General features: G+C 55.7%; 11 protein-coding genes. 6 read left to right on the forward strand and 5 right to left on the reverse strand.

What is annotated here, in order from left to right:
- Positions 1-9: 9 nt before the first annotated feature.
- Positions 10-441, reverse strand: a complete 432-nt coding sequence (ppdD, locus tag SPE70_RS03970) for a prepilin peptidase-dependent pilin (protein ID WP_008807418.1) — start codon at positions 439-441, stop codon at positions 10-12.
- A 181-nt stretch (positions 442-622) separates the two neighbouring features.
- The gene (gene nadC, locus SPE70_RS03975) at positions 623-1,516 is read right to left on the reverse strand and encodes a carboxylating nicotinate-nucleotide diphosphorylase (protein ID WP_002888684.1); all 894 of its coding nucleotides are present in this window, start codon (positions 1,514-1,516) and stop codon (positions 623-625) included.
- Between the two features lie 133 nt (positions 1,517-1,649).
- On the opposite strand from nadC, the gene ampD reads away from it, so the two are divergent.
- The gene (ampD, locus tag SPE70_RS03980; protein ID WP_008807417.1) at positions 1,650-2,213 is read left to right on the forward strand and encodes a 1,6-anhydro-N-acetylmuramyl-L-alanine amidase AmpD; all 564 of its coding nucleotides are present in this window, start codon (positions 1,650-1,652) and stop codon (positions 2,211-2,213) included.
- Positions 2,210-3,064: a beta-lactamase regulator AmpE gene (gene ampE, locus SPE70_RS03985; protein ID WP_012542846.1), complete on the forward strand. Its 855-nt coding sequence runs from the start codon at positions 2,210-2,212 to the stop codon at positions 3,062-3,064. The genes ampD and ampE overlap by 4 nt, the downstream gene beginning before the upstream one ends.
- A gap of 120 nt (positions 3,065-3,184) precedes the next feature.
- On the opposite strand, the gene SPE70_RS03990 is transcribed toward ampE, so the two are convergent.
- The 3 genes from SPE70_RS03990 to aroP all read right to left on the reverse strand — a co-directional run bounded on the left by SPE70_RS03990 (position 3,185) and on the right by aroP (position 7,096).
- Entirely contained in the window at positions 3,185-4,135 is a 951-nt protein-coding gene (locus SPE70_RS03990; RefSeq protein ID WP_012968931.1) for a glycoside hydrolase family 43 protein, read from the reverse strand.
- A complete protein-coding gene (locus SPE70_RS03995) occupies positions 4,135-5,541 on the reverse strand; it encodes a glycoside-pentoside-hexuronide (GPH):cation symporter (protein WP_008807414.1) in 1,407 nt (468 codons plus the stop codon). The genes SPE70_RS03990 and SPE70_RS03995 overlap by 1 nt, the downstream gene beginning before the upstream one ends.
- 184 nt (positions 5,542-5,725) lie before the next feature.
- Complete coding sequence (gene aroP / locus SPE70_RS04000; protein WP_008807413.1) at positions 5,726-7,096, reverse strand: aromatic amino acid transporter AroP; 1,371 nt, start codon at positions 7,094-7,096, stop codon at positions 5,726-5,728.
- 644 nt (positions 7,097-7,740) lie between these two features.
- Between aroP and pdhR the strand changes: the two genes are divergently transcribed.
- The 4 genes from pdhR to lpdA all read left to right on the forward strand — a co-directional run bounded on the left by pdhR (position 7,741) and on the right by lpdA (position 14,865).
- Positions 7,741-8,520, forward strand: a complete 780-nt coding sequence (gene pdhR / locus SPE70_RS04005; RefSeq protein ID WP_002888699.1) for a pyruvate dehydrogenase complex transcriptional repressor PdhR — start codon at positions 7,741-7,743, stop codon at positions 8,518-8,520.
- Between the two features lie 137 nt (positions 8,521-8,657).
- On the forward strand, positions 8,658-11,321 hold the full coding sequence (aceE, locus tag SPE70_RS04010) for a pyruvate dehydrogenase (acetyl-transferring), homodimeric type (protein ID WP_008807412.1): 2,664 nt from the start codon (positions 8,658-8,660) through the stop codon (positions 11,319-11,321).
- Between the two features lie 14 nt (positions 11,322-11,335).
- Positions 11,336-13,234: a pyruvate dehydrogenase complex dihydrolipoyllysine-residue acetyltransferase gene (gene aceF, locus SPE70_RS04015; protein WP_047667434.1), complete on the forward strand. Its 1,899-nt coding sequence runs from the start codon at positions 11,336-11,338 to the stop codon at positions 13,232-13,234.
- A 206-nt stretch (positions 13,235-13,440) separates the two neighbouring features.
- The gene (gene lpdA, locus SPE70_RS04020; RefSeq protein WP_002888731.1) at positions 13,441-14,865 is read left to right on the forward strand and encodes a dihydrolipoyl dehydrogenase; all 1,425 of its coding nucleotides are present in this window, start codon (positions 13,441-13,443) and stop codon (positions 14,863-14,865) included.
- Positions 14,866-14,872: the final 7 nt, after the last annotated feature.

Here is a 14,872-nt window from a genome sequence, read left to right on the forward strand (position 1 = left end):
TGTTTGCCCTTACTTCACCCGGAAGACGTCTTCGCAGGCCTGCTGAAGGGCGCTGTTGCCGGTGATAGTGCAGACGCGCTGCCAGCCAGTGACGCCCTCGGCGTTATCCCAGGTCGGCGTCAGGGTGACGCCCAGTCCGTTCAGGCTTTCCTGGCCGGTGAGGGTGACGACCCCTTTGGCCACGCTCATGGCGGAGAGGTAGCGAGTGGTTGTCGGCGAGGGAATGCCGTTGCTGCCGCCGTCACATACCGTCAGGCCGCCATGATCGAGCGCGCAAAGTTCGATGGCCGTCCGGTAAGGGACAAAGGTCTGCAGCAGGTCGGTGAGGGCGGCTTTACGCAGGTAGTTCTGGTAGGCCGGGATGCCAATGGCACTGAGAATAGCGATGATCCCAATGACCACCATCAGTTCAATCAGGGTGAAACCACGTTGTTTATCCATAAGTCGCTCCTTGTTGTGACAGGAGCACTGTGACGGGATTTGGGATACCAGGCGAGGAGGCGAAAACAATCCGGGAAACCAGATTCCAGGGTTTTTACTTTGCTTACATGGTGGGCATGAACGGCTGCGAGTCGGCTCGCAAAATCAGGCCCTCACGCCCGGCAGCGTGAAGGCCAATTACTTAGCGAAAACGCATCGACAGGTCGAGCGCCTGCACATGTTTGGTCAGGGCGCCGACGGAGATATAGTCGACGCCGGTGTCGGCAAATTCGCGGATGGTGTCGAAGGTGACGTTACCGGAGACCTCCAGCGCCGCCTGGCCTGCGGTGATTTTCACCGCCTCGCGCATCAGGTCGGTGGTGAAGTTATCGAGCATAATGATGTCCGCCCCGGCTTTTAACGCCTGCTCCAGCTCATCCAGGGTTTCCACTTCCACTTCCACCGGCACATCAGGATGTAGCCAGAACGCCTTTTCCACCGCCTGACGGATCGAACCGGAGGCGATGATATGGTTTTCTTTAATCAGGAAAGCGTCGAACAGGCCCAGGCGGTGGTTGGCGCCGCCGCCGCAGAGTACCGCGTATTTCAGCGCGGTACGCAGCCCTGGCAGCGTTTTACGGGTATCCAGAAGTTGGGTTTTGGTGCCGGCCAGCAGGTCGACGTAGCGACGGACGACGCTGGCGACGCCGGAGAGAGTTTGCACAAAGTTCAGCGCCGTGCGTTCGCCGGTGAGCAGAATACGCGACGGGCCTTCCAGCTCGAACAGCGGCTGGTCGGCTTTGACCGCATCGCCGTCGGCCACGTGCCAGGTGATATTCACGTCGTCACCGGCGAGCTGAATAAAGACCTCTTCCACCCAGCGTTTGCCACAGAAGACGCCATCTTCGCGGGTAATGACCACCGCATGGGAGCGTGCATCCTGCGGCAATAATTGCGCGCTAATATCGTTGTTGGCGTCGACTTCGCCGCCCAAATCTTCCCGCAGGGAGTGTGCGACAGCATCGGTAATATCGAGGTTAATACGTTCCAGCAGCACGTCACGGCGGCGGTCGGGGTTGTAACGACGAGGCGACATGATAAAGCTCCAGATAGATAAGATTCAGAAGTGGGAAACATGCTAACCTGAACGACGTTTCAGTACCATACACACTTCATCCTTTGGGCCGGCGTGTGGCCCGGAAGCATGAGTTCGCGAAAGGAGATCCCGCATGCAGTTGAACGAGGGATGGCTGGTCGGCGCGCGTCGGGTTCCCTCGCCGCACCATGACTGCCGTCCGGATGAAGAAGCCCCTTCCTTACTGGTGGTGCATAACATTAGCCTGCCACCGGGTGAATTTGGTGGTCCGTGGATTGATGCGCTGTTCACTGGCACCCTGGATCCGCATGCGCATCCTTTCTTTGCCGAGATTGCTCATCTGCGCGTTTCGGCACATTGTCTGATTCGCCGTGATGGCGAAATCGTGCAGTATGTGCCTTTCGATAAGCGTGCGTGGCATGCGGGGGTCTCCTGCTATCAGGGGCGAGAACGCTGCAATGACTTTTCCATTGGCATTGAGCTGGAAGGCACGGATACCCTGGCGTATACCGATGCGCAGTACCAGCAGCTGGCGGCGGTGACGGAACTACTGATCACGATTTACCCGGCTATCGCCGAAAACATCGCGGGCCACAGCGATATCGCGCCCGTGCGGAAAACCGATCCAGGACCGGCCTTTGACTGGATAAAATTCCGGGCGCTACTCAGTGCGCCGTCAGATAAGGAGACATCATGACGCTGTTTACGACGCTGCTGGTGCTTATCGCCGAACGGCTGTTTAAGCTGGGCGAACACTGGCAGCTTGATCATCGGCTGGAGGTGGTGTTCCGCCGGATAAAACATTTTTCGCTGCTGGGCACGCTGCTGATGACGGTGGTGGCTGTCGCGGTGGTGTATCTCATTCAGCGCCTGCTGCAGGGGCAGCTATTTAACGTACCTCTGCTGGTGTTCTGGATCTTGCTGGGCCTGTTGTGCATCGGGGCAGGCAAGGTTCGGCTGCATTATCATGCCTATCTGAAAGCGGCGTCGCGCAATGACAGTCGCGCCTGCGATGCCATGGCCAGCGAGCTGACGCTGATCCACGGCGTACCGCCGGGCTGCGATGAGCGTGAATATCTGAGTGAGCTGCAAAATGCGCTGCTGTGGATTAACTATCGATATTACCTGGCGCCGCTTTTCTGGTTTGTGGTGGGGGGCGCGTGGGGGCCGCTGACGCTTATCGCTTATAGCGTCCTGCGTGCCTGGCAGACGTGGCTGGCGCGCTACCAGACGCCGCATCATCGTTTGCAGTCTGGAATCGATGGTCTCTTGCATATCGTGGACTGGCTGCCGGTGCGTCTGGTGGGGGTTGTCTATGCTCTGGTGGGGCATGGAGAGAAAGCGCTCCCGGCGTGGTTTGCATCGTTAGGCGACCGCCATTCATCGCAGTATCAGGTATTGACCCGCCTGGCGCAGTATTCCCTGGCTCGTGAACCGCACGTGGATAAAGTGGCGACCCCGAAGGCCGCGGTGTCGATGGCCAAGAAAACCTCGCTGGTGGTGGTGGTGATCATGGCGCTGCTGACGATTTACGGCACCCTGGTTTAACGGCCTGAGCCCGCGCTCAGCCTGCCACGATGCATGCACCTGCGGGACTCTTGTTGCCGGGTGGCGGCTTCGCCTGACCCGGCCTGCAGAACCCGCGTCAGCGGGCTTCATTCCGAACCGCTACAGCGTATCCGCCGGCGGGATGCCGAAGTCGGGCATCCCGTCCTCCCTCCAGCTGACGAGTTTTAACCGCGTATGGCGATTGGGGTCATACAGTGGATCGCCTTCTATCTCGGTGTAATTCCGCGCGTGATACACCAGCACATCTTCCCCTGCCGGCGTTTGGGTAAAACTATTATGGCCCGGGCCATACTGGCGGTTTTCATAGCTGGTACGAAAGACCGGCTGCGGGGCTTTATGCCAGTTCGTCGGCTGCAGCGGATCGGCCTGCCGGTCGATCCATAACAACCCCATGCAGTAGTTTTCATCGGTGGCGCTGGCGGAATAGCTGATGAACAGCTTATCGCCATGCACCAGCACCGCAGGACCTTCGTTGACCTTAAATCCCCGGCACTCCCAGTCGAACTCCGGCTTGCTCAGCATGACCGGCTCGCCTTTTAGCGTCCACGGGTTGGCCATTTCAGCAAGATATAAGTTTGAGTTGCCTTCGATATGCGGGGATTTTTGCGCCCACAGATACCAGCGTTTGCCCTGATGGATAAAAGTAGTGGCATCGAGGGCGAAGGTATCGAAAGGCGTGACCACCTGGCCTTTTTCCTGCCAGCGACCGGTCAGCGGATCGTTGTCGGCGCACTCGAGAACGAACATGCGATGCTGGAACATCCCCAGCGCATCCAGATCGTGAGTATGGGTGGCGGCAAAATAGATATACCACTTACCGTCTATTTCATGCAGCTCCGGCGCCCAAATCAGCTGGCTCATCGGCCCGCTTTGCGGCGCGCGCCAGACCACTACCGGCTCAGCATCGCGCAATCCTTCAAGGGTGGCCGCGCGCCGGATCTCCAGCCGGTCATATTCCGGTACCGAGGCAATAAAGTAGTAGTGATTAAGGTGGCGCAGAATAAAGGGGTCTGCGCGCTGTTCAATAAAGGGGTTTGGCCAGTTGTTCATCAGGCTTTCCTTACGTGTTCACTGGTTTTCAGTTCCTGGTATTCGTTCAGCTCGCTGTAGTTGCTGCGGCGCTTCTCTAAATCGCTTTGAATCTGGCGCATCAGGGTGCGGTCAACCTTCAGCAGGCGCACCACGCCGGCGGTGATCAGATAGCCGACGCCGGGGATGACCGAGAATAGGAGCACGATGCCGTTGAGGGCGGAGGCGCTTTGCGCTTTCGCGCCGGCGTCGTAGCCGTACCATGACAGCAGGAAACCTACCATTGCTCCGGCGACCGCCAGGCCGACCTTGAGGAAGAACAGATTGCCGGAGAAGCTAATGCCGGTGATGCGCTTACCGGTTTTCCACTCGCCATAGTCGTCAACGTCGGACATCAGCGACCAGTGCAGCGGAGAGGGGATCTGATGCAGGATGTTGAGCAGGAAGTAGAGCACCATAATCAGCGTGGTGGCGTGCGGATTAAAGAAATAGAAGGCGCAGGAGAAAATCGCCAGCACGATGTTGGTCCAGAAGAAAACCTGCAGTTTGCACCAGCGGTCGGTGAGGACTTTCGCCAGCATGCTGCCAATCATCATCCCGACCACGCCGAGGCTGATAAACAGGGTGGCAAAATGGGTGCTTTGTCCCATCACCCAGGTGACGTAATACATGGTGGCGGCCATGCGAATAAAGCCCGGGCAGACGTTGCACAGCGTGAGCAGCAGGATGCGCACCCACTGGTCATTTTTCCACACGTCTTTGAGGTCTTTTTTCAGTTCATCATTCGTCTGCACCGCCGGGTGTATGCGTTCACGCACGGTAGCGAAGCAGAACAGGAACATACACATGCCGATAAAGGCCAGCACGGTCATCGCCATCTGGTAGCCCTTCGCTTTATCGGCGCCGCCGAACCAGTCGGCCATTGGCAGCAGCGTCAATGACAGCAGCAGCGTGGCGATACCCACCATAACAAAACGATAGGACTGGCAGGCAACGCGTTCTTTCGGATCAGCGGTCATCACCGTTCCCAGCGAGCAGTAGGGGATGTTAATCGCGGTATAGGTCACCGACAGCAGAAAGTAGGTCACGAACGCATAGATAACTTTGCTGTTATAGGTCCACTCAGGAGTAGTGAACATCAGCACGCTGAACAGGGCGTAGGGGAAGGCAATCCACAGTAGCCATGGACGAAAGCGGCCATATTTACTGCGGGTACGGTCGGCAAGGGCGCCCATAATCGGATCGGTCACCGCATCGATGACGCGCACCGACAACAGCAGTACGCCGACCAGCGCCGGCGCCAGGCCGAAGATATCGGTATAAAAATAGTTAACAAACAGCATGATGGCGCCAAATATGATATTGCATCCGGCATCACCCATCCCGTAACCAATCTTTTCCTTTATTGATAGTCTATTGTCTGCCATGTGCGGTCTCTCCGTTGCAGTATGGAGAGAATTATTGGCTGCTATCGAGGGAAATACGTTGCAGGAACTCGTTAACGATATGGATATATCAGCTATGGAGGGGAAAGTGTGAAGCAGATAACAATGCTCTGCGCCCGTTATTCAGGGAGGGGCGCAGAGCAAAGAGAAATATTTATGAGATGTATTATTGTGCTTTTATGGTGGCGGCGGCTTTCTGTTTAAACAGATAGCCCACGCCCAGCACCGCAATCCATACCGGGATCAGCCAAACGGAAATCGCCATCCCCGGGGTCATCAGCATAATCACCAGCACTGCCGCCATAAACAGCAGGCAAACCCAGTTACCCAGCGGGTAGAAGAGGGCAGGGAAGCGAGTGGTGACCCCCTGCTGCTGTTTGGCGCGACGGAATTTCATATGCGCCAGGCTGATCATCGCCCAGTTGATAACCAGGGCCGAGACCACCAGCGCCATCAACAGGCCGAAGGCGGATTCCGGCGCCAGGTAGTTTATCAGTACGCACAGCGCGGTCACCAGGGCCGAGACGAGGATGGTATTCACCGGCACGCCGCGTTTGTCGACGCTGAGTAGCGCTTTCGGCGCGTTACCCTGCTGGGCAAGGCCGAACAGCATACGGCTGTTGCAGTAGACGCAGCTGTTATAAACCGACAGAGCCGCCGTCAGCACCACGACGTTAAGGGCATTTGCCACCAGCGTATCGCCAAGCTCATGGAAAATCAGGACGAATGGGCTGGTGTCCGCGGTCACGCGGGTCCACGGCAGCAGGGAGAGCAGCACCGCCAGCGAGCCAACATAGAAGATCAGGATACGGTAGATAACCTGGTTGGTGGCTTTCGGAATGCTTTGCTCCGGATTATCCGCTTCCGCCGCGGTGATCCCCACCAGCTCCAGACCGCCGAAGGAGAACATGATGATCGCCATCATCATTACCAGTCCGGTAAAGCCGTGCGGCAGGAAGCCACCCTGATCCCACAGGTTACGTACCGTCGCCTGCGGGCCGCCGTTGCCGCTGAACAGCAGCCAGCCGCCGAACAGAATCATCGCCACCACGGCGACCACTTTGATAATCGCGAACCAGAACTCCATTTCCCCGAACACTTTCACGTTGGTCAGGTTAATGGCGTTGATAGCGATGAAGAAGACCGCCGCAGAGGCCCAGGTCGGGATTTCCGGCCACCAGAACTGGATATATTTGCCGACGGCGGTGAGTTCCGCCATGGCCACCAGGACATACAGCACCCAGTAGTTCCAGCCGGAAGCGAAGCCGGCAAAGCCGCCCCAGTATTTATATGCGAAGTGGCTAAACGAACCTGCTACCGGCTCTTCCACCACCATCTCACCCAACTGACGCATGATCAGAAAGGCGATAAAGCCGGCGATAGCGTAACCAAGAATGATACCCGGGCCGGCGGACTGAATGACGGACGCGCTTCCCAGAAACAGGCCGGTGCCGATAGCCCCGCCCAGCGCGATAAGCTGAATGTGGCGGTTTTTCAGGCCGCGCTTCAGCCGATCGCCGTGCTGTTGACCTTCCATATGAAACCTCGTGTGTGGTTATTTTTTGTGTACGTCATCCGTCAGGTTGCTGCTTCTCTGCTGTCCCTGCCAGAAAGCATAGCCAGCGAAAATTTGGGCGAAGTGGCCCACTTTTTACCTGAGTGATGGCGCGCACATATTGTTGTGTTTGTGTATTTAGCGACTTCCGTTTCTGTATTGTTTTGTTTACGGAAGGCGGTGTGGTAATTCAAAAAAAGGCCTTTCGTCTGAGGGAGAATAGTGTTAAGCGCGACCGAATGCACCTGCTTTATGAAGGGATGATGACGATGTGTCTAAAAAGACATCAATAGACACATTCAGTATTATTCCATCGCATTACCCATGATTGGTTATTTATTCTGTTAATTTGATTTTTTATTCATCTATGGCGCAGTTGAATCGGTTCAGATAGCGTAATTTTTCGTTTCCATAAAGTTAACGCTACCCCTTTGTGAGTAAACGTAACATTTGTGCAAGGTTACATTTCTGAAATGTTATTTCTGTAAGGTTGTTAAAATGTCCGCGGTTTACTGATTTCAATCAAAACCTGTATGGACAGAAGGTGAATACTTTGTTACTTTAGCGCTACGAACTTTAAATTGGTAAGACCAATTGACTCCGGGCTAATGGCAGAGACAGGGAATATGGCCTACAGCAAAATCCGCCAACCAAAATTATCCGATGTGATAGAGCAGCAGCTGGAGTTTCTGATCCTTGAGGGGACCTTGCGCCCCGGTGAAAAACTTCCGCCCGAACGCGAACTGGCTAAGCAGTTCGACGTTTCCCGCCCCTCGCTGCGTGAGGCGATTCAACGCCTCGAAGCCAAGGGCTTGTTGCTTCGTCGTCAGGGAGGTGGAACGTTTGTTCAGAGCCGCCTGTGGCAGAGCTTCAGCGATCCGCTGGTCGAGCTGCTGTCCGATCACCCTGAATCCCAATTCGATCTGCTTGAGACCCGTCACGCGCTGGAAGGCATCGCGGCTTATTACGCGGCGCTGCGCAGCAATGATGAAGATCGCGATCGTATCCGCGAGCTGCATCAGGCCATTGAACGGGCGCAGCAGTCGGGCGATCTGGACGCTGAGTCCGGCGCCGTCGTCCAGTATCAAATCGCCGTCACCGAGGCGGCACACAATGTGGTTTTGCTCCATCTGCTAAGGTGTATGGAGCCGATGCTGGCACAAAACGTTCGTCAGAACTTTGAATTGCTGTATGCCCGCCGGGAAATGCTCCCGTTGGTCAGCAACCATCGTACTCGCATTTTCGAGGCGATAATGGCCGGGGAGCCGGAGCAGGCGCGTGAGGCGTCGCACCGTCACCTGGCGTTCATTGAGGAAATTTTGCTGGACCGTAGCCGTGAGCAGAGTCGTAGAGAGCGCTCACTGCGTCGTTTACAGCAACGAAAGGACGAGAACTCCGGTTCTTAAGCGCCATTTTTAGAGCGCGGCAACTAAACGCAGAACCTGTCTTATTGAATTTTTGGTTGTTCAAAGGTGAAGAACGAAGAGTTCAATGGGACAGGTTCCAGATTAATCAACGATTAGATAGATAAGGAATACCCCCCATGTCAGAACGTTTACCAAATGACGTGGATCCGATCGAAACTCGCGACTGGCTACAGGCGATCGAATCGGTCATCCGTGAAGAAGGTGTTGAGCGTGCTCAGTATCTTATTGACCAACTCCTTTCTGAAGCCCGCAAAGGCGGGGTGAAAGTGGCTGCTGGCGCATCGACCGGCGGTTACGTCAACACTATTGCCGTTGAAGATGAACCGGAATACCCGGGGAATCTGGATCTGGAACGTCGTATCCGTTCTGCGATCCGCTGGAACGCGATCATGACCGTTCTGCGCGCATCGAAAAAAGATCTCGAACTGGGCGGCCACATGGCTTCCTTCCAGTCTTCCGCAACCTTCTACGAAGTGTGCTTCAACCACTTCTTCCGCGCACGCAACGAGCAGGATGGCGGCGATCTGGTGTACTTCCAGGGCCACATCTCTCCGGGCGTGTATGCGCGTGCTTTCCTGGAAGGTCGTCTGACTGAAGAGCAGATGAACAATTTCCGTCAGGAAGTTCACGGTAAAGGTCTGTCCTCTTATCCGCACCCGAAACTGATGCCGGAATTCTGGCAGTTCCCGACCGTTTCTATGGGTCTGGGCCCAATCGGGGCAATTTATCAGGCTAAATTCCTGAAATATCTGGAACACCGTGGTCTGAAAGACACCTCCAAACAAACCGTTTATGCTTTCCTGGGCGACGGTGAGATGGACGAGCCGGAATCTAAAGGTGCGATCACCATCGCCACCCGCGAGAAGCTGGACAACCTGGTCTTCGTTATCAACTGTAACCTGCAGCGTCTTGATGGCCCGGTAACGGGTAACGGCAAAATCATCAACGAACTGGAAGGCATCTTCGCGGGCGCAGGCTGGAACGTTATCAAGGTTATCTGGGGCGGTCGTTGGGATGAGCTGCTGCGTAAAGACACCAGCGGTAAGCTGATCCAGCTGATGGAAGAAACCGTTGACGGCGATTACCAGACCTTCAAATCCAAAGACGGTGCATATGTGCGCGAGCACTTCTTCGGTAAATATCCGGAGACCGCGGCGCTGGTTGCCGACTGGACTGACGAGCAGATTTGGGCCCTGAACCGCGGCGGCCACGATCCGAAGAAAGTTTACGCTGCACTGAAAAAAGCGCAGGAAACCAAAGGCAAAGCGACCGTAATCCTCGCCCATACCATTAAAGGTTACGGCATGGGTGACACCGCTGAAGGTAAGAACATCGCCCACCAGGTTAAGAAAATGAACATGGACGGCGTTCGTTACGTCCGCGATCGTTTCAACGTGCCGGTTGCCGATGCCGATCTCGAAAAACTGCCGTACGTCACCTTCCCGGAAGGTTCCGAAGAGCACACCTATCTGCACGCTCAGCGCCAGAAACTGCACGGCTATCTGCCGAGCCGTCAGCCGAACTTCTCTGAGAAGCTGGAGCTGCCGACGCTGGAAGATTTCGCTCCGCTGCTGGAAGAGCAGAATAAAGAGATCTCTACCACTATCGCATTTGTTCGTGCCCTGAACGTGATGCTGAAGAACAAATCCATCAAAGACCGCCTCGTGCCGATTATCGCCGACGAAGCGCGTACTTTCGGTATGGAAGGTCTGTTCCGTCAGATCGGTATTTACAGCCCGAACGGCCAGCAGTACACCCCGCAGGACCGTGAGCAGGTTGCTTACTACAAAGAAGACGAGAAAGGCCAGATCCTGCAGGAAGGGATCAACGAGCTGGGCGCAGGCGCATCCTGGCTGGCTGCGGCGACTTCTTACAGCACCAACAACCTGCCGATGATCCCGTTCTACATCTACTACTCGATGTTCGGGTTCCAGCGTATCGGCGACCTGTGCTGGCAGGCAGGCGACCAGCAGGCTCGCGGCTTCCTGATCGGTGGTACTTCCGGTCGTACAACGCTGAACGGCGAAGGTCTGCAGCACGAAGATGGCCACAGCCATATTCAGTCGCTGACTATCCCGAACTGTATCTCTTACGATCCGTCCTATGCATACGAAGTGGCTGTCATCATGCATGATGGCCTGGAGCGTATGTACGGTGAGAAACAAGAGAACGTTTACTACTACATCACTACGCTGAACGAAAACTACCACATGCCGGCCATGCCGGAAGGTGCCGAGGAAGGTATCCGTAAAGGTATCTACAAACTCGAAACCATTGAAGGTAGCAAAGGTAAAGTTCAGCTGCTGGGCTCCGGTTCTATCCTGCGTCACGTTCGTGAAGCAGCGCAGATCCTGGCGAAAGACTACGGCGTGGGCTCTGACGTGTATAGCGTCACCTCCTTCACCGAACTGGCGCGTGATGGCCAGGATTGCGAACGCTGGAACATGCTGCACCCGCTGGAAACCCCGCGCGTGCCGTATATCGCTCAGGTAATGAACGACGCTCCGGCCGTGGCATCCACTGACTATATGAAACTGTTCGCTGAGCAGGTTCGTACTTATGTACCGGCTGATGATTACCGCGTACTGGGTACCGATGGCTTCGGTCGTTCCGACAGCCGTGAAAACCTGCGTCACCACTTCGAAGTCGATGCTTCCTATGTGGTCGTTGCAGCGCTGGGCGAACTGGCTAAACGTGGTGAAATCGATAAGAAAGTGGTGGCTGACGCTATCGCGAAATTCGACATCGATGCAGAAAAAGTTAACCCGCGTCTGGCGTAAGAGGTAAAAGAATAATGGCTATCGAAATCAAAGTACCGGACATCGGGGCTGATGAAGTTGAAATCACCGAGATCCTGGTCAAAGTGGGCGACAAAGTAGAAGCTGAACAGTCGCTGATCACCGTAGAAGGCGATAAAGCCTCTATGGAAGTCCCGTCTCCGCAGGCTGGCGTCGTGAAAGAGATTAAAGTCTCCGTCGGCGACAAAACCGAGACTGGCAAACTGATTATGATTTTCGATTCCGCCGAGGGTGCAGCAGCCGCTGCACCTGCGCAGGAAGAGAAGAAAGAAGCCGCGCCGGCTGCGGCTGCGCCAGCAGCTGCCGCGGCAGCGAAAGAAGTTCACGTCCCGGATATCGGCGGCGATGAAGTTGAAGTTACTGAGATCATGGTTAAAGTGGGCGACACCATCGCCGCTGAGCAATCCCTGATCACCGTAGAAGGCGATAAAGCCTCTATGGAAGTGCCGGCGCCGTTCGCGGGTACCGTGAAAGAGATCAAAATCAACACCGGCGATAAAGTGTCCACCGGCTCCCTGATCATGATCTTCGAAGTGGCGGGCGCTGCGCCTGCCGCTGCTCCGGCACAAGCTGCCGCTCCGGCTGCCGCGGCACCGGCTGCCGCCGCTGGCGCGAAAGACGTTAACGTCCCGGACATCGGCGGTGATGAAGTTGAAGTCACTGAAGTGATGGTTAAAGTCGGCGATAAAGTGGCTGCTGAGCAGTCCCTGATCACCGTCGAAGGCGACAAAGCGTCTATGGAAGTGCCGGCGCCATTCGCAGGTACCGTCAAAGAGATCAAAATCAGCACCGGCGATAAAGTCAAAACCGGTTCCCTGATCATGGTCTTCGAAGTGGAAGGCGCTGCGCCTGCCGCCGCGCCGGCTCAGGCTGCTGCTCCGGCACCGGCTGCTGCACCGGCTCAGGCCGCTAAGCCTGCCGCTGCACCGGCTGCGAAAGCAGAAGGCAAAACTGAATTCGCTGAAAACGATGCTTACGTTCACGCGACGCCGCTGATTCGCCGCCTGGCGCGCGAGTTCGGCGTTAACCTGGCAAAAGTGAAAGGCACCGGCCGTAAAGGTCGTATCCTGCGCGAAGACGTTCAGGCTTATGTGAAAGACGCGGTTAAACGCGCTGAATCCGCACCGGCGGCTGCCGCTGGCGGCGGTATCCCGGGCATGCTGCCATGGCCGAAGGTTGACTTCAGCAAGTTTGGTGAAATCGAAGAAGTGGAACTGGGTCGTATCCAGAAAATCTCTGGGGCTAACCTGAGCCGTAACTGGGTGATGATCCCGCACGTTACCCACTTCGACAAAACCGATATCACCGATCTGGAAGCGTTCCGTAAGCAGCAGAACGCCGAAGCTGAGAAGCGTAAACTGGACGTGAAATTCACCCCAGTGGTCTTCATCATGAAAGCCGTTGCCGCTGCGCTTGAGCAGATGCCGCGCTTCAACAGCTCGCTGTCCGAAGATGGTCAGCGCCTGACGCTGAAGAAATACATCAACATCGGTGTGGCGGTTGATACCCCGAACGGTCTGGTGGTTCCGGTCTTCAAAGACGTGAATAAGAAGAGCATCACCGAGCTGTCTCGTGAACTGACCACCATCTCGAAGAAAGCGCGCGATGGCAAGCTGACGGCTGGCGAAATGCAGGGCGGTTGCTTCACCATCTCCAGCATCGGCGGCCTGGGCACTACCCACTTCGCGCCGATTGTTAACGCGCCGGAAGTGGCCATCCTGGGCGTGTCTAAGTCCGCGATGGAGCCGGTATGGAATGGTAAAGAGTTCGTTCCGCGTCTGATGATGCCGATCTCTCTGTCCTTCGACCACCGCGTCATCGACGGTGCTGATGGTGCCCGCTTCATTACCATCATTAACAACACCTTGAGCGACATTCGCCGTCTGGTGATGTAATCGAAAAAGCCGGCCTGACGGCCGGCTTTTTTCTGATAACCTCAGGCTGTTGGGGATTATCAGCAACAAAGGACAAAATCGTTTGCCGTTTGTTGTTTAAAAATTGTTAACAATTTTGTAAAATACACGCGGATAGAACGTCCCGGTGGACTTGGGCGTAAGAATAATAGCGTCAGACCCGCCGGATATAAATTACAGAGGTCATGATGAGTACTGAAATCAAAACTCAGGTCGTGGTACTTGGGGCAGGCCCCGCAGGTTACTCTGCAGCCTTCCGTTGCGCTGATTTAGGTCTGGAAACCGTCATCGTAGAACGTTACAGCACCCTCGGTGGCGTTTGCCTGAACGTGGGTTGTATCCCGTCTAAAGCGCTGCTGCACGTGGCAAAAGTTATCGAAGAAGCGAAAGCGCTGGCCGAACACGGCATCGTTTTCGGCGAACCGAAAACCGACATTGACAAGATCCGCACCTGGAAAGAAAAAGTTATCACTCAGCTGACCGGCGGCCTGGCTGGCATGGCTAAAGGCCGTAAAGTGAAAGTGGTTAACGGTCTGGGTAAATTTACCGGCGCCAACACCCTGGAAGTGGAAGGCGAAAACGGTAAAACCGTGATCAACTTCGACAACGCCATCATCGCGGCGGGCTCCCGTCCGATTCAGCTGCCGTTTATCCCGCATGAAGATCCGCGCGTATGGGACTCCACCGACGCCCTGGAACTGAAATCCGTACCGAAACGTATGCTGGTCATGGGTGGCGGTATCATCGGTCTGGAAATGGGTACCGTATACCATGCGCTGGGTTCAGAGATTGACGTGGTTGAAATGTTCGACCAGGTTATCCCGGCTGCCGATAAAGACGTGGTGAAAGTCTTCACTAAACGCATCAGCAAGAAATTCAACCTGATGCTGGAAACCAAAGTGACTGCCGTTGAAGCGAAAGAAGACGGTATTTACGTTTCCATGGAAGGCAAAAAAGCGCCGGCTGAAGCGCAGCGTTACGACGCCGTGCTGGTCGCTATCGGTCGCGTACCGAACGGCAAAAACCTCGACGCAGGTAAAGCGGGCGTGGAAGTGGACGATCGTGGCTTCATCCGCGTTGACAAACAAATGCGCACCAACGTGCCGCACATCTTTGCTATCGGCGATATCGTCGGTCAGCCGATGCTGGCGCACAAAGGCGTACACGAAGGTCACGTTGCCGCAGAAGTTATCTCCGGCCTGAAACACTACTTCGATCCGAAAGTGATCCCGTCCATCGCCTACACTGAGCCAGAAGTGGCATGGGTTGGTCTGACTGAGAAAGAAGCGAAAGAGAAAGGCATCAGCTACGAAACCGCCACCTTCCCGTGGGCTGCTTCCGGCCGTGCTATCGCTTCCGACTGCGCAGACGGTATGACCAAACTGATCTTCGACAAAGAGACCCACCGTGTTATCGGCGGCGCGATTGTCGGCACCAACGGCGGCGAGCTGCTGGGTGAGATCGGCCTGGCTATCGAAATGGGCTGCGACGCTGAAGACATCGCGCTGACCATCCATGCTCACCCGACTCTGCACGAGTCTGTTGGCCTGGCGGCAGAAGTCTTCGAAGGCAGCATCACCGATCTGCCAAACGCCAAAGCGAAGAAAAAGTAACTTTTTC

It is taken from the genome of Klebsiella sp. ZJOU C1 (assembly GCF_035620215.1).
Lineage (GTDB): Bacteria > Pseudomonadota > Gammaproteobacteria > Enterobacterales > Enterobacteriaceae > Klebsiella > Klebsiella variicola.